The organism is Mesorhizobium sp. M0659, assembly GCF_040320605.1.
Taxonomy (GTDB): Bacteria; Pseudomonadota; Alphaproteobacteria; order Rhizobiales; family Rhizobiaceae; genus Mesorhizobium.
Genome location: NZ_JAMYPY010000005.1, coordinates 70,641 through 86,671 on the forward strand (window position 1 = coordinate 70,641; position 16,031 = coordinate 86,671).

Here is a 16,031-nt window from a genome sequence, read left to right on the forward strand (position 1 = left end):
GAACCAGGACCCCCACCCCGCTCACTTCGTTCGCGGCCCTCCCCACAAGGGGGAGGATAAAGTGCGCGCTCCCCTACCTCCCCTTTGTGGGGAGGTCGGACCGCAGGTCCGGGTGCGGTACTGGCGCCGACCTCTGCGTTTACGCTCCCCGCCACATCGGTATGATCGACGCAGCCAGCACCAGCGCCAGCACGATGTTGAGCGCGCGCCATTGCCATTCGGTCTTGAGCAGCCGTGCCAGCACCATGCCCGCCACGCACCAGATCGACAGCGAGATGGCTGCGGTGAAGCCGAAGGTCGAGCCGAGCAGCAGCGCGAGTTGTCCCGGACCGTCGGCAAGGGCTGCGAACGAGGCCGCCGCACCCAGTCCCATCGCCCAGCCCTTCGGGTTCATCCATTGAATGCCGGCGCCGCCGAAGAAGCTGTTGGGTTTTGCCATCGCCACATCGAGATCAGGCGGCCCGGCGCGGCCGATCTTGATTGCCAGCCAGATGAGATAGAGCGAGCCGATGATTTTCATCGCCAGTTGCAGCGACGGCATGGCCAGCAGCAGACCGGCGAGCCCGGCGGCGGCAGCAGCGGTCACGGTGGCGAGGCCGGCAGCGCTGCCGATCAATAGGGGAACGGAACGGCGAAAGCCGAACTGCGCACCTGAAGCAGTCGACAGGGTGGTGGCGATTCCCGGCGTGACGGTGGCCACGAAGGCAAACAGGATGAGCGGAAAGATGGGCTGCAACATGAGGCGTCCTCCATCGAAGGCCCTACGGTAGACTTCTGCATACTTCAGTAAATGCAATGTTTGCGATGGTTGGCATTAGTAGGTATAATGCCAACCATGATCCGTAACCTCGACACAGCGCTGATCCGCACCTTCGTCACTGTCGCCGACAAGGCCAGCATGACGGCGGCGGCGAACGCGCTGCATCTGACGCAAGGCGCCGTCAGCCAGCAGATCAAAAGGCTGGAGGAGGCGCTGGGCTGCAGCCTGTTCGAGCGCGACCGGCGTGGCTTGCGGCTGACGCGGCCCGGCGAGCGGCTGTTCGGCAAGGGCAAACGGTTGCTTGGCCTCAATGACGAGATCTGGGCCGAGATGGCGGGCACCGAGGTCGCCGGCCAGGTGCGGCTCGGTGTTCCCTATGACCTTGTCGGCACCTTGCTGGCGCCGGTGCTGAAAGCCTATGCCGAGACCTATCCGAAGATCGAGATATCCCTACTCTGCGCCGCCTCGCCGGATCTTGCCGCGGCTCTTGCAGCCGGCACCATCGACCTTGCCGTCATCGAGGAACCGGTCGGCCCGTCCGCCGGTGAGTGCCTGGCCATTGACCGGCTGGTCTGGGTGGGGGCCAAGGGCGGCGTCGCCCGCGCCAAGCGGCCGCTGCCGGTGTCGATCGTCGCCGACACCTGCGCCTTCCGCCCGGTGGTGCTGTCGGCGCTGAACGAGCACGGGCTGGAATGGCGCACCGTGTTCGAGAACGGCAACATCGACGCCACGACCGCGACAGTGCGCTCCGACCTTGCCGTCACCGCCTGGCTGGCCTCCACCGTGCCTGCCGATCTTGACATCCTGGCTTTTGATGCCGGGCTGCCGCCGCTGCCGAATTTTTCCATCAATCTGCATTTGCCGAAGTACGGCACGGCGCCGGCAGCGCAGGAGTTCGCGCGGTATATCCGGGGTGGGTTGGCACGGCGGGCTGTGGCGGCTTGACAGAACTTGCATTTCCTCTCCCCCGTCGATCGGGGGAGAGGAAAGGTGCCAAGCCTGTCCCTGTTACTTCCAGTTCTTACGCCGCTCGAGCTCGGCCTCTGACGGCTTCTGCGTAGCGAACGACCCGACCTTGACCTCACCCCCGCGTTCGTAGGTCGCCATGATGACGCCTGTGGTAGTGGCCTGCGACTTGACCAGCTTGAAAGCGGCGGGCATCGCACCACCATCGAACAGCCGCTTGCCCTTGCCCAGCAGCAGCGGGAAGATCATCAACCGGATCTCGTCGATCAGCCCGTTGGCGAGCAAAGTCTGGATCAGCTCGCTCGAACCCTGGATGAGCAGGTCAGGCCCATCTTCCTTCTTGAGGCGGCGCAACGCCGCGACGATATCTTCTCCAAGCCATTGCGTATTTTCCCAGGTGAGCGAATCCGGCCGATGCGTCGCCACATATTTAGTCGCAGGGTTGAAGGCATCTCCGATGGCATCTTTCTGATACGGCCAGTAAGCGGCGAAGATGTCGTAGGTTCTGCGGCCGAGCAGCAGGGCGAAGGGTTTGGAGAACAATTCCTCTATGGCCACCCCCGCCACCTCGTCGAAGTAGTGGAACGTCCAGCCGCCGAATTCGAAGCCGCCAACCGGGTCTTCTTCCGGGCCGCCTGGCGCCTGCATGACGCCGTCGAGGCTGACGAAGGTGGAAGCGATGATCTTTCGCATTGGATTTTCCTTTTCCAGGATCCGCGCCGTCAGGGCCGGATTTCGATCTAAGGACGGACAGGCCGGCGGCCGCCCGACAGGCGTTGGCAAAAAAACGCTGCCGGCCGACAAGGGTACCTACCGCCGTCGCCCGCCGCCAAGCGCCTGCGACGAAAACCAGACGTCGCCGATGATGGCGGTGGCGGTCCGGTCCGGCGCCCTGTCTGATGTCAGCCAGATCGAACGGCTGCGCGCCGCCTTCTGGAGGTCGGGGATTTTGGCCGCCGAACCGGCCGCCGAGGCGCCGACGCAGGGGATGAACCACGAGCGCATGAAGGGGTCGCAGGCAAAGCCCTTGTCGTTGCGGGTTACCATCACGGCCAGGCCGACGCCCTGGGACGGACGCCAGGGAAAGATCATGCGGCCACCGGGTTTCAGCGCCCGCAGCCAGGCAGCCGGCGGTGCGACGACACCGGCATTGACATAGATGATGTCGGACGGCGGCAGATCGCCGGTGACGGCATCGCCGTGGACGACGCCTACATTGCCGTAGGTTTCGAGATTCTTTGTTGCTCTGGCAGCAAGATCTGCCTCTATTTCGAAGGCGGTCACCGGGCCGGGCGCAACCAGCCGCGCCAGCAAGGCGGTGTAGTAGCCTGTGCCGGCGCCGATATGGGTGACGGCCTCGTCCAGTCTGGGGGCGATCCTGCCTATCCACATGGCGTGCAGGGAGGGTTCGCCATTGTTGATGCCCTTGTCGGCATCGAGCGCCACCAGCACGTCCTGATAGATGTGAACAGGATCGGCGCTCGGCGTCATGATCTTGCCGTTGCCGGTGGTGAGCGCCCTGCCGGCGACTACCGCCCAGGGTCCGGGACCGAGAAAGGCCTCGCGCGGAACGGTGGCGAACGCCTCTTCGAGGCGCGGATCGGCCGAGCCGGCATTGGCCGCCATCAGCTGCGCGTAAAATTTCCTGGCGTCTTCGACACTTGTCATGATGGCCGGTAAGATAGCGCAAGCCGCCGGTTTGTCGCCGTCTTGAGCAATTCCAGGAAAAGTGTGAGGCGGCTTTCCGCCCGGAATTGCGTCAAAACAAGAGATTGAGCAGTTCGCCGTTTCGGCGAAACGGCGAACTGCTCAAGAAGAAACTCAGCCGACGCCGAAGACGGTGTCGTAGAGCAGCTTGAAGTTGAGCACCAGGATGACCGCCGCGACGACCCAGGCGAGGACCGCCACGCCGCGGGGAATGGCAAGGTTGCCCATCTTCTTCTTGTCGGAGACGAACTGCACCAGCGGGATGACTGCGAAGGGCAGCTGCATCGACAGTACCACCTGGCTGAAGACCAGCAACTGGCCGGTGCCCTTTTCGCCATAGAGCGCGGTGACGACCACCACCGGGACGATGGCGATGCCGCGCGTCAGCAGCCGGCGCGCCCATTGCGGAATGCGCAGGCGCAAAAAGCCTTCCATGACGATCTGGCCGGCAAGCGTTGCCGTAACGGTCGAGTTGAGGCCGGAGGCCAGCAGCGCCACCGCAAACAGGATGGAGGCGATGCCGAGGCCGAGCAGTGGCGACAAGAGCTCGAAGGCTTGGCCGATCTCGGCGACATCCTGATGGCCGGTGCCATGGAAGGCCACCGCCGAGACGATCAGGATCGAGGCGTTGACGAACAGCGCCAGGACGAGCGCGATGGTCGAGTCCGTCGTCGCCCATTTAATGGCGTCGCGCTTGCCTTTTTCGGTCCGTTCATAGGCGCGTGTCTGTACGATCGAGGAGTGCAGGTAGAGATTGTGCGGCATCACCGTGGCGCCGATGATGCCGATGGCGATGTAGAGCATCGCCGGATTGGTGACGATCTCCGTCGACGGCACGAACATCGAATGCAGGATCGAGCCGACCGGAGGGGCAGCGGCAAAGATCTGGATGGCGAAACAGCCGAAGATGATGATCAGAAGCGCGATGACGAAGGCTTCGAGATAGCGGAAACCCTTGTTCATCAAGAGCAGCACGATGAAGGCGTCGAGCGCCGTCAGCAACGCGCCGCCGATCAGCGGAATGCCGAACAGAAGCTGCAGCGCGATCGCCGTGCCGATCACCTCGGCGAGGTCGCAGGCGATGATGGCGAGTTCGCAGGCGATCCACAGCACGAAACTGACGGGACGCGGATAATAGGCGCGGCAGGCCTGGGCGAGGTCGCGGCCGGTGGCGATGCCAAGCCGGGCGGCAAGCGCCTGCAGCAGGATCGCCATCAGGTTGGACAGCATGATGATGAACAATAGCGTGTAGCCGAACTGGGCGCCGCCGGCGAGGTCGGTGGCCCAGTTGCCCGGATCCATATAGCCGACCGAGACCATGTAGCCCGGTCCCATGAAGGCGAACAGGCGACGGAACCAGACGCCGGACTGCGGCACCGCGATCGTGGAGTTCACCTCGCGCAGGCTGGGAGGATTGTCCTCCGGCCTGTCAAATCGCCAGGATGATCCCAAGGTAGCGTCAGCTTCGGACATGGAGGGCTTTCCACTGGGTGGATCGGTTGACGTCATCCTATCTATGCCAGGGCTCAACATTATGCAATAGGCTATATTTCATTGTATGTGCTTCCTGTTGCGCCGACCGGCAGGCCGGCAGGGGATCGCAAACGCCGGTTGCGCCTGCCATGGAATGGAAATAAACGGCTGGAACAGTTAAGCCCGTGCTATGAATGGCAAAGGGCGATTGCTTTGCCCAAAGCCGATTCTTGTCAAAAGATAGGAAGGAGCGCGTGTTGGCGCTGAAGCACAGACCGGTTGGACGCGAGGAGCCGCTGCCTGACGCCGAGATTCATTCGAAAGGGTTCCGGCAGCAGCGCGAAGCGCGCCGCGGCGCGCTGGTCGAGGATTATGTCGAGCTGATCGCCGACCTGATCGAGGACGGCAATGAGGCGCGTCAGGTCGATATTGCTGCGCGGCTGGGTGTCGCCCAGCCGACGGTGGCCAAGATGCTGACCAGGCTGTGCGCCGACGGGCTCGTTTCCAGAAAACCCTATCGCGGTGTGTTCCTGACCGACGCCGGGCGCAAGGTGGCGGAAGAGAGCCGCATCCGCCACCAGACGGTAGAAGCGTTTTTGCGTTCGCTCGGTGTCAGCGCCGAGACGGCGCGCATCGATGCCGAGGGCATCGAGCATCATGTCAGCGCCGAGACGCTGGAAGCCTTTCGCAAGGCGATGATCGCGCCGGGCTGAGGGGTGCCGGGGCCGCACCACTGGAACCTCCGCACGTCAGGCTCGTTGCTCCTGACGTTGCGCGTGATTGTTGCGCGCCAAGGAGGAAAACATGGGCGTCGAACAGGCACCGACCGCGAAGGGCAAGCAGGCGGCCGAGGGTTTGAGGCAGGCAGCGGCAAAGGACGAACGCAAGACCGAGGTCGAAACCGGCCATGCGCTGAAAAAGGGCGCCGCGCGTTTCGAGGAACGCTCCAAAAGCTCGGACGGCAAAAGCGCCGGCACCAAGCAGAAGATCTGAGTTCTGTTCGCAAGCGGCAACCTGCCGCTCATTCCTCGGTGTCCTGCACCCAACTGCGCGGATGGCCGTCGACGCGGAACTGGAAGATGAAATAGGGCGGAATGCAGGAGCCCTTGCCAGGCTTGGCTGCGGCCAGATCGTCGTAGCCGGCGGTGCAGATATAGTCCTCGCGGCAGGGATGCGCCTTGTCGCAGGCGCGCAGGCCGGCGGTCTTGGTGAATTCCCTGGTGCAGAATTTGTGATCCTTGCCCGACGCGATGCAGTCGTTGAAACCGGTCTTGGCCAGGCGGCCGCAAGTCGCCTCGTCGGGAAGCTTGTCGCAGCTTGCCTTGCGCAGCATGCCCCCGGGAAAGCCACCGGTCTTCTGCCCGGGGTTGTCATAGCGTTGGCGCGCCGCGCCATAGCCGGCGAGCTTGATCACCGGTTTCTTGTCGCGCGCCGGATCGATGGCGCAGGCTTTTGCGGTGGCCGGCGACAGGCGGCAATATTTGTCGCTGCCCCAGCTCGACATCTTGATCTCGCCGAACTCGACGGGGTCGCCGACTGCGGTGGCCGCCTCGCTGACGCAGGTGCCGAAGCCCGGATGGATGTCGCTTTCATGGACGCCGGCGCAGCGCAGGCTTTCGCCGCAGCTCCAGTCCTTGAAGCTGGCGTCATCGCCGCTGTAGCAGATCGAGCCCCAGCCATTGTAGAGATCGGTGCCTTTCAGCGCTTCGGCGAGTTTGGCGTCCGGACGGGCGGCGAAGCCGCGTGAGAAATCCGGATGGCCGCCGGCGGCGAAGTCCTCGACGATGGCGCGGCGGCGCGGCAGGTCGGCGAAGAACACCGCCGAGCCGGGGACGAAGACGGCGTTGCGGCGCGGCTCGCTGGCCGGATCGGCGCCGGTGTAATGGAAGCCGGCAATGCCGTGCGTCTGGTGGCAGCCGGTGCAGGTCATTTCGTTGAGACGCAGATTGAAGCCGGCCACCGATTTCACGCTGCGCAGCGTGTTGCCCCTGGCGACATAATCCTGCAACGCCTTGTCGATGTCAGCATCGTCGAGCAGCCCATAGGCGATGTTGTTTTGCGATCTGGCCATGCCGCCGGGTGCGACCGAGACGGCGCTGGTCGCCAGGAATTTGTCGTCGATGACCAGCCGGCCGCGGTCGAGATCGTAGATGTTGCGGTCGGTGAGCAGCCATTTGGCGAAGGCCGGCCGGTCGGCCAGAACCACTTTCCGGTCGATCTGGTTCTCCATCTTCGATTCCTGGAAGGTGGACGTCGTTGGGTCCCATTTGAAAATCTTGAGGAGATATTCGGCGTGGCCACCGAAGTCGCGGCGGCTCGAGGCCGACAGCCGGAGAACCTGCATGTTCAGCTCAAGCCGCATGATCTGCGACGAATTCAGCATGGCGTTGGAGAGCGGCCCTTCGTCGGAGCGCAGCCAGGCTGCCAGTTGCTCGGGCGCAAGGTTCTTCTGGCCGGCGGCGAGCCAGCGCTTGGCGATTTCGGCACAGGAAACGGCGGTGGCGCTTGGGCGATCTCTCGAAGCGCGAGGGCGAGCCTCGCCGGGCCTGGCGTTGAAAACCAGGCTCATGGTCAGCGGCAGCCGCGACGAAATTCGCTGTGCCGTCTTTCCCATCGCCGGCTTTTCCGCCACCGAGTAATGGAAGCGGTAGATCAGCCTGATCTCGCCGCATTCGGTGTGGCCGAGATAGCCGCGGTCCATGCGGTTGACGATGCCGGTCAGGTCGAGCGTCGAACCGTCATCGTCGATGTATTTCGGGTTGAATTTCTGGCTGGGGTCCCTCGTCTTCGCCAGCGCGGCGACATAGGGATCGGGGCTATTGGTAGGCTCATCGGCGATCTCCTGCTTGACGGCGTTGCGCACCGGGGTCAGCGCGCGCACCGAAAACAGGCCGCGATTGTTGACCTCGCGCGTGAGACCCAGCGCCGGGCCGAGCAGGCGGCTGATCGAGAGGCCGCCACGCTCAAGCGCCTGCAATGTCTCGGGATCGGTTACGGCGACGCTGGAATCGAGCGTCACGGCGCGCGCCGGCGACGGGCCGAGGCATAGCACCACGGCCAGCAGCAGAAATCGACCGATCGTCCGCAAGTCCCCGACACCCCCGTTCGAACCGGATGCTACAGCGCGCATGCCGCCTCGACCAGAGTGCGAACGCGATGCCGCCGCCACGAAAAATACTGTGACTTGGCGCAACCATTGCGATAATTGTCTGTTGGGTCGGACTGGGCCACGACAATCGGCCAGGCCAGCCGAAAATTTGCATACGGGGAGTTGCCATGCTCTGGAAGGGCCGCCGTCAGAGTGACAATGTCGAGGACGAGCGCAGCGACAGCGGCGGCGGTGGTGGTTTCGGCGGCGGCAGCCCTGGCCAGTTCCGCATCCCGATCGGCGGCCGCACCGGCGGCGGCGGCAGCATATTGCTGGTCGTCCTCGTGGTGCTGGCCGGATGGTATTTCGGCTTCGACCCGTCGCAGATCCTGGGCAGCGGCGACGGCGGCGGCGTGCTGCCGGGTGGCGGTGGCCAGATTACCGACAACAGCGGCGGCCAGGACGACGGCGCCGGCACGCCTGCTTCCGACGAGATGAAGCAGTTCGTGGCGACCGTGCTGGCCGAGACCGAAGAGACCTGGACCGGCATCTTCCAGTCGCAGGGCCTGAAATACGAGGACCCGAAGCTTGTGCTGTTCAGCGGCCAGATCCGCTCGGCCTGCGGCTCCGCCTCGACGGCAGCCGGACCGTTCTATTGTCCCGGCGACCACAAGGTCTACCTCGACACCACCTTCTTCCAGCAGCTCGACCAGCAGTTCGGCGCCTCGGGGGATTTCGCCCAGGCATATGTGATCGCCCATGAAGTCGGTCACCATGTGCAGAACCTCACCGGCATCCTGCCCAAGTTCAACCAGATGCGGCAGTCGATGGGTGAGGCGGAAGCCAACCAGATGTCGGTGCGCATCGAGCTGCAGGCCGACTGCTTCGCCGGCGTTTGGGCGCATTTCACCGCGCAGAAGGGCATTCTGGAACAGGGCGACATCGAAGAGGCGCTCAACGCCGCCAAGCAGATCGGCGACGATACGCTGCAGAAGAAGATGCAGGGCTATGTCGTTCCGGAAAGCTTCAACCACGGGACGTCGCAGCAAAGGCAGACCTGGCTGGCGCGCGGCTACAAGAGCGGCAAGCTGTCGGATTGCAACACGCTGACCGGTCCGGTTTGAGGCGCTCGCAAGTTCCAGCCGACCGCGGTTCAAAGCGCATCCGTCGGCGGGCCGATTCACCACCGGCAACAGATGTCAGGAGGAGAACGCCTGAGGCGTTCTCCTATTGTTCCAAAGTGGCGCCTCGCCTATAACGGGCGCCCGCCCAAGAGCGGCTCAGGGAGCAGACGCCATCATGATCGACCCCAAAACCGCCAGGCGGGGCCTTGCGCTCGTCTTCACCACGCTGCTGCTCGACATTATCGGCTTCGGCATGATCATGCCGGTGTTGCCGGCCTTTCTCAGGGAGCTTTCCGGCGTCGGCATCAGCGAAGCGGCGATCGAAGGCGGCTGGCTGTTCTTCGTCTATGCGGCGATGCAGTTCTTCTTCGCGCCAATCATGGGTGGATTGAGCGACCGCTTCGGGCGGCGGCCGATCCTGCTTGCCTCGGTGCTTACATTCTCGATCGACAATCTGATCTGCGCCATCGCCTGGTCCTATCCGATGCTGTTCATCGGCCGCGTGCTGGCCGGCGTTTCGGGCGCCAGCTATTCGACGACGTCGGCCTTCATTGCCGACATCTCGAACGACGACAACCGGGCGAAGAATTTCGGTCTGCTCGGCATCGCCTTCGGCGTCGGCTTCGTCATTGGGCCGGTGCTGGGCGGGCTGCTCGGCACGTTCGGGCCGCGAGTGCCGTTTTACTTTGCCGCCGGGCTTGCCTTCGTGAACTTCCTCATCGCCATGTTCTTCCTGCCTGAAACGCTCGATGAAAAGCACCGCCGCCGCTTCGAGTGGAAACGCGCCAACCCGGTCGGCACGCTGCTGCAGATGCGCCAATATCAGGGCATCGGCTGGATCGGGCTCGCCTTCTTCCTGATGACGCTCGGCCACATGATGTATCCTGCGGTGTGGTCGTTCGTGTCCAATTATCGTTATGGTTGGAGCGAGCAGCAGATCGGCTTCTCGCTCGGCGCCTTCGGCCTGTGTGGGGCGATCGTCATGGCGACGGTGCTGCCGCGCGTGATCCCCAAGCTTGGCGAATGGAGGACGGCGGTGATCGGCCTGACATTTACTGCGGCCAGCGCCTTCGGCTACGCCTTCGCCTCGCAAGGCTGGATGATCTATGCGGTGATCGTCGTCGGCTGCCTCGAAGCACTGGCCGATCCGCCGCTGAGAAGCCTTGCCGCCGCCAAGGTGCCGCCATCGGCGCAAGGCGAATTGCAGGGCGCGATGACGTCGATCTTCTCGATCACCTCGATCATCACGCCGCTGCTGTACACCGCGATCTTTTCCCGGTTCACCGGGCCTAATGCGCCCGTGGTGTTTGGCGGCGCGCCCTATCTGGTTGGCGCGTGCTTCTTGACGCTTGCCGTCATTGTCTTTGTAACGAAAGTTGCGAGGCCGACGGCGGTGAAAAGCGTTGCCACCGGCGCTGCGGAAGATGGAGCCCAGATATGAGCCATGACAGCCGCATAGAGCTGACCAAGGACGGAGTGTCGCTGTCGCGGCTGGTGTTCGGCGCCTGGCGCCTGCTCGACAACGCCGCGCGCCCGGACGCCGATCAGATCGCGCGGCTGATCGGCACTGCGGTCGATCTCGGCCTGACCAGCTTCGACCATGCCGATATTTACGGGCATTACCAGGTGGAAGCTGCCTTTGGCGCCGGCTTGTCGCGCTGGAAGGGCAAGCGCGATAGCATCGAGCTGATCTCGAAATGCGACATCATTCTGGCATCGGCCAACCGGCCTCAGAACCGGCTGAAGCATTACGACACCAGTGCGGCCCACATTGCCGCCTCGGTCGACCGTTCGCTCGCCAATCTCGGCACCGACTATCTCGACCTGTTGCTGCTGCACCGACCGGATCCGCTGATGGATGCCGACGAGACGGCGGCGGCCCTTGCCGGGCTGGTCAAGTCGGGCAAGGTGAGAGCGGTCGGGGTCTCCAATTTCACGCCGTCGCAGTTCGACCTTCTGGCTTCGCGGCTGCCGTTTGCCTTGGCCACCAACCAGATCGAGATGTCGGTGCTGAAAACCAATGCGCTGGTGGATGGCAGCCTCGATCACGCGCAACGCCTCGGCTATGCGCCGATGATCTGGTCGCCGCTCGGCGGCGGCTTGCTGTTCACCGGCAAGGAAGGGCGCGAGGCGCGGGTCAGGGCGGCAATCGCGGCGGTGGCTGCCGAGATCGGCGCCGGCGATCTCGCCGCCGTCGCCATCGCCTGGCTGCTGCGTCATCCGGCGCGGCTGGCGCCGGTGCTGGGCACGATGAAGCCCGAGCGGCTGGCCGTCATGGTCAAGGCGCTGGAGATCGACCTCGACCGCCAGCAATGGTTTGCCATACTGGAGGCCAGCGAAGGCCGGCCGGTGGCGTAAGGTTAGATACTAGGCTTCGATCCATTCGCTGGGCACGTCCAATGCCTTCGACAGCATGGTGCTGGTTTGCGCCGATGGCTTGCGGCGATTGGATTCAAGGTCCGACAGGAAGCCCTGGCTGACACCGATGGCATCAGCGAACTCGCCCTGCGTCAGCTTGCGCCAGTTGCGCAGCGCCTTGAGCCCGGCTGGAACCTCGCAAAATATCCATGGTCACCTCGGCGGGCAGAGGCTTTTCCGTTTTGAACTCGGCCTTCCGCTCATCGTAGATCGCCACATCCGCAGCGTCTTCTCTGGCTTCTTCGGCGGCATGCAGCAATGCCTCGTAGTCAGCCTTCGGGATGACGACCAGTTCTTCCCCGGTTGAAGTCCTTATGATTTGCGGAGCGTTCATGATGTGCTGTCCTATGGCCGGCTGTAGGTCGTCGTTTCGCGCTTGCCGATGTAGATCGCGAGGATTGTCGTGCGATCTTCATCAATATAACGCGGTAGCAACCGATCCGAAGTCTGTAACCGTCTCGGCCGGCAAGACGTTCTACATCCCCACGCCCGCTGATGGCATAAGTGTTCAAACCCTCAGAGACCTGCTCGCGGACATCGGCCGGCAGGTTGTCGAGATCGCGAGCTGCCGACACCGAGAGGATGATCGTCTTCACTCGCGCAATACCGCAGATTTATCGCTCGAGGCTAAGCGATATTATCGCTGCTACACAGAGGGCTCAGGCCCGTTCGGCCAGCAGTTCCTCGCCGCGCTTTTCGCGGATCAGGTTGACGAAGCGGCGGAACAGATAGTGCGAGTCCTGCGGGCCGGGCGAGGCCTCGGGGTGGTGCTGGACCGAGAACACCGGACGTCCGGTCAGCGCGATGCCGCAGTTCGAGCCATCGAACAGCGAGACATGGGTTTCCTCGACGCCCTCGGGCAAGGAGTCGGCATCGACGGCAAAGCCGTGGTTCATCGAGACGATCTCGACCTTGCCGGTGGTATGATCCTTGACGGGGTGGTTGGCGCCGTGATGGCCCTGGTGCATCTTGGCGGTCTTGCCGCCCAGCGCCAGGGCCAGCATCTGGTGGCCGAGGCAGATGCCGAACACCGGAATATCGGTCTTGAGCAGGTCCTGGATGACCGGCACCGCGTATTCGCCGGTGGCTTCCGGGTCGCCGGGGCCGTTGGAGAGGAAGATGCCGTCGGGCTGCATGGCCAGGATTTCTTCCGAACCGGTACCGGCCGGAACCACGGTGACCTTGGCGCCGAGGCCGGAAAGCAGGCGAAGGATGTTACGCTTGACGCCGTAGTCGATGGCGACGACGTGCATCGACGGCTCGGCCTGTTCGCCAAAGCCTTCGTTCCACACCCAGGGCGTTTCACGCCAGACCGAGGACTGGCCCGAGGTGACTTCCTTGGCGAGGTCAAGCCCGATCAGGCCCGACCAGGCGGCGGCGCGCCGCTTCAAATCGTCGATGTCGAAGATGCCGTCGGGCGCGTGCGCAATGACGGCATTGGGCATGCCCTTTTCGCGGATCAGCGCGGTCAGCGCCCTTGTGTCGATGCCCGACAGCGCGACGATGCCGCGCTTCTTCAGCCACTGGTCCAGCCCGGTGCCGGCGCGGTAGTTGGACGGGTTGGTGACATCGGCCTTGAACACCGCGCCAACGGCGCCGGCACGGGCGACCGGGTTCAAGTCCTCGATGTCCTCGTCATTGGTGCCGATGTTGCCGATATGCGGGAAGGTGAAGGTGACGATCTGGCCGGCATAGGACGGGTCGGTGAGAATTTCCTGGTAGCCGGTGAGCGCGGTGTTGAAGCAGACTTCGGCAACGGCGGAACCGGTGGCGCCGAGGCCGCGACCCTCGATGACGGTGCCGTCGGCCAGCACCAGGACGGCGGTCGGCTTTTCGGTTGCCCAAGGCGGGGTCAGTTCGGGGGTCATCTCGGCCATGGCGACGCTCCTGTCACGCTGCGCGCTTCGATGGCGGGCCATCTGCGCAGCAAACGGCGCGGCCGATCTCTCGAGCCTGCGCGCATCAATTCTTTGTCTTATGCAAGGCCGAGTACATAGGGGAAGGCGCCAGAGCGGTCAATGATGCCGTGCCAAAACGGCGAGCATTTGTTTCAGCGAATGATATCAGAGCTTTGGCGCGTTTGATTTGCGGATGGGCCGCGGTTATTGTCCGCGCCGTTCGAAGGAGAAAGCATCATGCGCCCAAAAATCGCCGAATCCCTGAAAAGCGCGATGAAGGCGCAGGACAAGCACCGCCTGCCGACGCTCAGGCTGATCCAGGCCGCCATCCACGACCGCGACATCGCCAATCGCGGCTCGACCAAGGACCCCGCCAGCGACGAGGAGATCCTGCAGATCCTGGCCAAGATGGTGAAGCAGCGCGAGGAATCGGCCAAGGCGTTCGAGGACGGCAAGCGCCCGGATCTGGCCGCACAGGAGCGTGGCGAGATGGAGATCATCCGCGGCTTCCTGCCGACGCAGCTGGACGACGCCGCCGTAACAGCTGCGGCGCGCGAGGCGATCGTTGCGACCGGTGCCGCCAGCCAAAAGGACATGGGCAAGGTGATCGCCGCGCTGAAGCAGAAATATGCCGGCCAGATGGATTTCGGCAAGGCCAGCGGCATCGTCAAAGGCCTGCTGCAGTAGGAGCCGACACCGTTTTCAATGGCGAAGGAGAGCAAGGGGGCATTACCTCTGCGCAAGAAACGGTCCGCACCGGCTTAAGCGAGCCAAGCCTTGACCTGCCCGGTCGAGACCCACCATGATCGAAATCGTCAAACCCACGCTCGAACATCTGCCCTCCTACAAGGCGGCGCTCGAGCGTGGCTGGTCGCCGGACAATGTGCGGCTGATGGAGGCGGCGCGCGAGTAGCTTGCGGCCATCGACACGGATCCGGTGGCTTTTCTCGCCGATCTCGACGATCCCGAGGCCAAAGGAGGCCCGATTACCTTGCCGGACGGCACGACAGTGCCGCGGCTGCCGGGCTTCCGGCGCTGGATCTGGGACGGCGAGGCCGCCGGCTCGATCGGCTTTCGCTGGCAGCCGGGTACGGCCGCACTGCCGTCGCATGTGCCCGGCCATATCGGCTATGCCGTGGTGCCGTGGAAGCGCGGACGAGGCTATGCGACCGAGGCGCTGCGGCTGATGCTGGACGAGGCGAGGGCTGTTGGTTTGCCATATGTCGAGCTCACCACCGACCTCGACAATCCGGCCTCGCAGAAGGTGGTGCTGGCCAATGGCGGCCGTGTGGTCGGTCCGTTCATCAAGGACGCCGCGTATGGCGGCGCCGAGAGTTTGTTGTTTCCGGATCGATTTGTAGTCCGACGCTATTCGGCCGCTGCTTGCAGCGGCGGCGCTGCCCGGCTGCGCCCCTCCCACATGTAGGAGGCAAGTGCCACCACCACCGCCACCAGCATGGCGGCAGCGCCCACAACCGGCAGGCTGCGATAGCCGTAGCCGGCATTGAGCATGGCAGCGCCCAGCGACGCGGCGAGCGCGATGCCGACATTGAAGCCGGAGGGGATGAGCGAGGAGGCGAGGTTGGAGGCGTCCGCCGTCCAGGCCAGGATGCGGGTCTGGATCGGCGTGCCGATGGCGAAGTTGAGGCCGCCCCAGACGACGATGGCGATGACCATCGGCACGGGGTAGGGGCTGACGGCATAGATCACGCCCAACATCACCGCCTGCAGCGCAAGCATGGTGATCAACGACGGCATCAGCTTCCAGTCTGAAAGCTTGCCGCCGAGAAAGACGCCGACGGTGGCGCCGACACCGTTGAGCAGCAGCACCCAGGGGATCAGGCTCTCGTCGAGATGGGTCACCTCAAGCAGTGTCGGGGTGATGTAAGTGAACAGGCCGAACTGGCCGATCATCAACATCAGCATCAGGATCAGCGAGGTCCAGACTTGCTGGCGCGCCAGCACGCGAACCTCGCTGCCAAGGCTGGTGGATGGGCTCGATGCACCCGTTTTGCGCGGCAACAGAGCGGCCATGGCGGCAAAGGCTACCACGCCAAGCGCGCACATCACCCAGAAGGTGGCGCGCCAGCCCCAGAGATTGCCGATTGCGGTGCCGGCCGGGACGCCGATGACATTGGATACGGTGAGGCCGGAGAGGATGACGGCGACAGCCATGCCGCGCTTGTCCTCGGGCACGAGGCCGACAGCCACCACCATGGCGACGCCGAAATAGGCGCCGTGTGCGACGGCGACCGCAATGCGCAAGAGCAACATCGAGGTAAAATCGGGCGCCAGCGCGCAAGCGGCCTGGCCGATGGTGAAGGCGACGGTCAGGCAAAGCAGCAGCGTCTTGCGGGAAATGCCCTTGGTGGCGAGCGCCAGCAATGGCCCGCCAACCGCGATGCCGCCGGCATAGCCTGAGACGAGATAGCCGGAGGTCGGGATCGAAACGCCAAGGCCGTCGGCCACTTGCGGCAGCACGCCGGCAATGACGAATTCGGTGGTGCCGAAAGCGAAGGCGGCGATGAACAGGGCAATGAGCGGAAGCATGGCGCGGAAGCGATCCTTAAACGAGTTGGCCTCAAATCATGGATGGC

17 protein-coding genes are annotated in these 16,031 nt (G+C 63.9%); 8 read left to right on the forward strand and 9 right to left on the reverse strand.

Features of this window, described 5'->3' with window-relative positions:
* Nucleotides 1-139 precede the first annotated feature (139 nt).
* Nucleotides 140-739, reverse strand: a complete 600-nt coding sequence (locus NKI31_RS10110) for a LysE family translocator (RefSeq protein WP_023683785.1) — start codon at nucleotides 737-739, stop codon at nucleotides 140-142.
* 96 nt (nucleotides 740-835) lie between these two features.
* Between NKI31_RS10110 and NKI31_RS10115 the strand changes: the two genes are divergently transcribed.
* Nucleotides 836-1,705 (forward strand): LysR family transcriptional regulator, encoded by an 870-nt coding sequence (locus NKI31_RS10115; protein ID WP_023683786.1) that lies wholly within the window; start codon nucleotides 836-838, stop codon nucleotides 1,703-1,705.
* 63 nt (nucleotides 1,706-1,768) lie between these two features.
* Here NKI31_RS10115 and NKI31_RS10120 read toward each other — a convergent pair whose 3' ends face one another.
* From NKI31_RS10120 to NKI31_RS10130, 3 genes are all read right to left on the reverse strand, one after another.
* Nucleotides 1,769-2,419, reverse strand: coding sequence for a dihydrofolate reductase family protein (locus tag NKI31_RS10120; RefSeq protein ID WP_023833487.1), 651 nt, complete (start codon nucleotides 2,417-2,419; stop codon nucleotides 1,769-1,771).
* A gap of 117 nt (nucleotides 2,420-2,536) precedes the next feature.
* A complete protein-coding gene (locus NKI31_RS10125; protein WP_023825083.1) occupies nucleotides 2,537-3,394 on the reverse strand; it encodes a protein-L-isoaspartate O-methyltransferase family protein in 858 nt (285 codons plus the stop codon).
* 153 nt (nucleotides 3,395-3,547) lie between these two features.
* Nucleotides 3,548-4,906 carry an Nramp family divalent metal transporter gene (locus NKI31_RS10130; RefSeq protein ID WP_023672432.1) on the reverse strand — a complete coding sequence of 453 codons (1,359 nt, stop codon included), beginning with the start codon at nucleotides 4,904-4,906 and terminating at the stop codon, nucleotides 3,548-3,550.
* Between the two features lie 257 nt (nucleotides 4,907-5,163).
* Between NKI31_RS10130 and mntR the strand changes: the two genes are divergently transcribed.
* Nucleotides 5,164-5,619 (forward strand): manganese-binding transcriptional regulator MntR, encoded by a 456-nt coding sequence (gene mntR, locus NKI31_RS10135; RefSeq protein WP_023740198.1) that lies wholly within the window; start codon nucleotides 5,164-5,166, stop codon nucleotides 5,617-5,619.
* Nucleotides 5,620-5,710: 91 nt separating this feature from the next.
* The gene (locus NKI31_RS10140; RefSeq protein WP_023672434.1) at nucleotides 5,711-5,899 is read left to right on the forward strand and encodes a hypothetical protein; all 189 of its coding nucleotides are present in this window, start codon (nucleotides 5,711-5,713) and stop codon (nucleotides 5,897-5,899) included.
* A gap of 28 nt (nucleotides 5,900-5,927) precedes the next feature.
* Here the strand turns inward: NKI31_RS10140 and NKI31_RS10145 are convergent, their stop codons facing one another.
* A complete protein-coding gene (locus tag NKI31_RS10145; RefSeq protein WP_352651439.1) occupies nucleotides 5,928-7,994 on the reverse strand; it encodes a hypothetical protein in 2,067 nt (688 codons plus the stop codon).
* 188 nt (nucleotides 7,995-8,182) lie between these two features.
* On the opposite strand from NKI31_RS10145, the gene ypfJ reads away from it, so the two are divergent.
* The 3 genes from ypfJ to NKI31_RS10160 all read left to right on the forward strand — a co-directional run bounded on the left by ypfJ (nucleotide 8,183) and on the right by NKI31_RS10160 (nucleotide 11,476).
* Nucleotides 8,183-9,118: a KPN_02809 family neutral zinc metallopeptidase gene (gene ypfJ, locus NKI31_RS10150; RefSeq protein ID WP_023672436.1), complete on the forward strand. Its 936-nt coding sequence runs from the start codon at nucleotides 8,183-8,185 to the stop codon at nucleotides 9,116-9,118.
* Between the two features lie 175 nt (nucleotides 9,119-9,293).
* A complete protein-coding gene (locus NKI31_RS10155; protein WP_352651440.1) occupies nucleotides 9,294-10,559 on the forward strand; it encodes a TCR/Tet family MFS transporter in 1,266 nt (421 codons plus the stop codon).
* Complete coding sequence (locus tag NKI31_RS10160; RefSeq protein WP_023825080.1) at nucleotides 10,556-11,476, forward strand: aldo/keto reductase; 921 nt, start codon at nucleotides 10,556-10,558, stop codon at nucleotides 11,474-11,476. Before NKI31_RS10155 ends, NKI31_RS10160 begins: the two co-directional genes overlap by 4 nt.
* Nucleotides 11,477-11,485: 9 nt before the next feature.
* On the opposite strand, the gene NKI31_RS10165 is transcribed toward NKI31_RS10160, so the two are convergent.
* From NKI31_RS10165 to carA, 3 genes are all read right to left on the reverse strand, one after another.
* A complete protein-coding gene (locus tag NKI31_RS10165; protein WP_348524580.1) occupies nucleotides 11,486-11,683 on the reverse strand; it encodes a helix-turn-helix domain-containing protein in 198 nt (65 codons plus the stop codon).
* A complete protein-coding gene (locus NKI31_RS10170; protein WP_245260143.1) occupies nucleotides 11,610-11,870 on the reverse strand; it encodes a hypothetical protein in 261 nt (86 codons plus the stop codon). Before NKI31_RS10170 ends, NKI31_RS10165 begins: the two co-directional genes overlap by 74 nt.
* A gap of 325 nt (nucleotides 11,871-12,195) precedes the next feature.
* Nucleotides 12,196-13,413 carry a glutamine-hydrolyzing carbamoyl-phosphate synthase small subunit gene (gene carA, locus NKI31_RS10175; protein WP_352651441.1) on the reverse strand — a complete coding sequence of 406 codons (1,218 nt, stop codon included), beginning with the start codon at nucleotides 13,411-13,413 and terminating at the stop codon, nucleotides 12,196-12,198.
* A gap of 258 nt (nucleotides 13,414-13,671) precedes the next feature.
* Here carA and NKI31_RS10180 point away from each other — a divergent pair, with 258 nt between their 5' ends.
* Both NKI31_RS10180 and NKI31_RS10185 read left to right on the forward strand, forming a co-directional pair.
* Entirely contained in the window at nucleotides 13,672-14,121 is a 450-nt protein-coding gene (locus tag NKI31_RS10180) for a GatB/YqeY domain-containing protein (protein WP_352651442.1), read from the forward strand.
* A gap of 250 nt (nucleotides 14,122-14,371) precedes the next feature.
* On the forward strand, nucleotides 14,372-14,860 hold the full coding sequence (locus tag NKI31_RS10185) for a GNAT family N-acetyltransferase (protein WP_502899114.1): 489 nt from the start codon (nucleotides 14,372-14,374) through the stop codon (nucleotides 14,858-14,860).
* Here the strand turns inward: NKI31_RS10185 and NKI31_RS10190 are convergent.
* Nucleotides 14,803-15,984, reverse strand: a complete 1,182-nt coding sequence (locus NKI31_RS10190; RefSeq protein ID WP_352651443.1) for an MFS transporter — start codon at nucleotides 15,982-15,984, stop codon at nucleotides 14,803-14,805. The genes NKI31_RS10185 and NKI31_RS10190 overlap by 58 nt on opposite strands.
* Nucleotides 15,985-16,031 lie beyond the last annotated feature (47 nt).

Bases quoted from the DNA above. Each gene is read 5' to 3' on its own strand.
- NKI31_RS10110 (WP_023683785.1), bottom strand. From the start codon at position 739: ATGTTGCAGCCCATCTTTCCGCTCATCCTGTTTGCCTTCGTGGCCACC.
- NKI31_RS10115 (WP_023683786.1), top strand. From the start codon at position 836: ATGATCCGTAACCTCGACACAGCGCTGATCCGCACCTTCGTCACTGTC.
- NKI31_RS10120 (WP_023833487.1), bottom strand. From the start codon at position 2,419: ATGCGAAAGATCATCGCTTCCACCTTCGTCAGCCTCGACGGCGTCATG.
- NKI31_RS10125 (WP_023825083.1), bottom strand. From the start codon at position 3,394: ATGACAAGTGTCGAAGACGCCAGGAAATTTTACGCGCAGCTGATGGCG.
- NKI31_RS10130 (WP_023672432.1), bottom strand. From the start codon at position 4,906: ATGTCCGAAGCTGACGCTACCTTGGGATCATCCTGGCGATTTGACAGG.
- NKI31_RS10140 (WP_023672434.1), top strand. From the start codon at position 5,711: ATGGGCGTCGAACAGGCACCGACCGCGAAGGGCAAGCAGGCGGCCGAG.
- ypfJ (WP_023672436.1), top strand. From the start codon at position 8,183: ATGCTCTGGAAGGGCCGCCGTCAGAGTGACAATGTCGAGGACGAGCGC.
- NKI31_RS10155 (WP_352651440.1), top strand. From the start codon at position 9,294: ATGATCGACCCCAAAACCGCCAGGCGGGGCCTTGCGCTCGTCTTCACC.
- NKI31_RS10160 (WP_023825080.1), top strand. From the start codon at position 10,556: ATGAGCCATGACAGCCGCATAGAGCTGACCAAGGACGGAGTGTCGCTG.
- NKI31_RS10170 (WP_245260143.1), bottom strand. From the start codon at position 11,870: ATGAACGCTCCGCAAATCATAAGGACTTCAACCGGGGAAGAACTGGTC.
- carA (WP_352651441.1), bottom strand. From the start codon at position 13,413: ATGGCCGAGATGACCCCCGAACTGACCCCGCCTTGGGCAACCGAAAAG.
- NKI31_RS10180 (WP_352651442.1), top strand. From the start codon at position 13,672: ATGCGCCCAAAAATCGCCGAATCCCTGAAAAGCGCGATGAAGGCGCAG.
- NKI31_RS10190 (WP_352651443.1), bottom strand. From the start codon at position 15,984: ATGCTTCCGCTCATTGCCCTGTTCATCGCCGCCTTCGCTTTCGGCACC.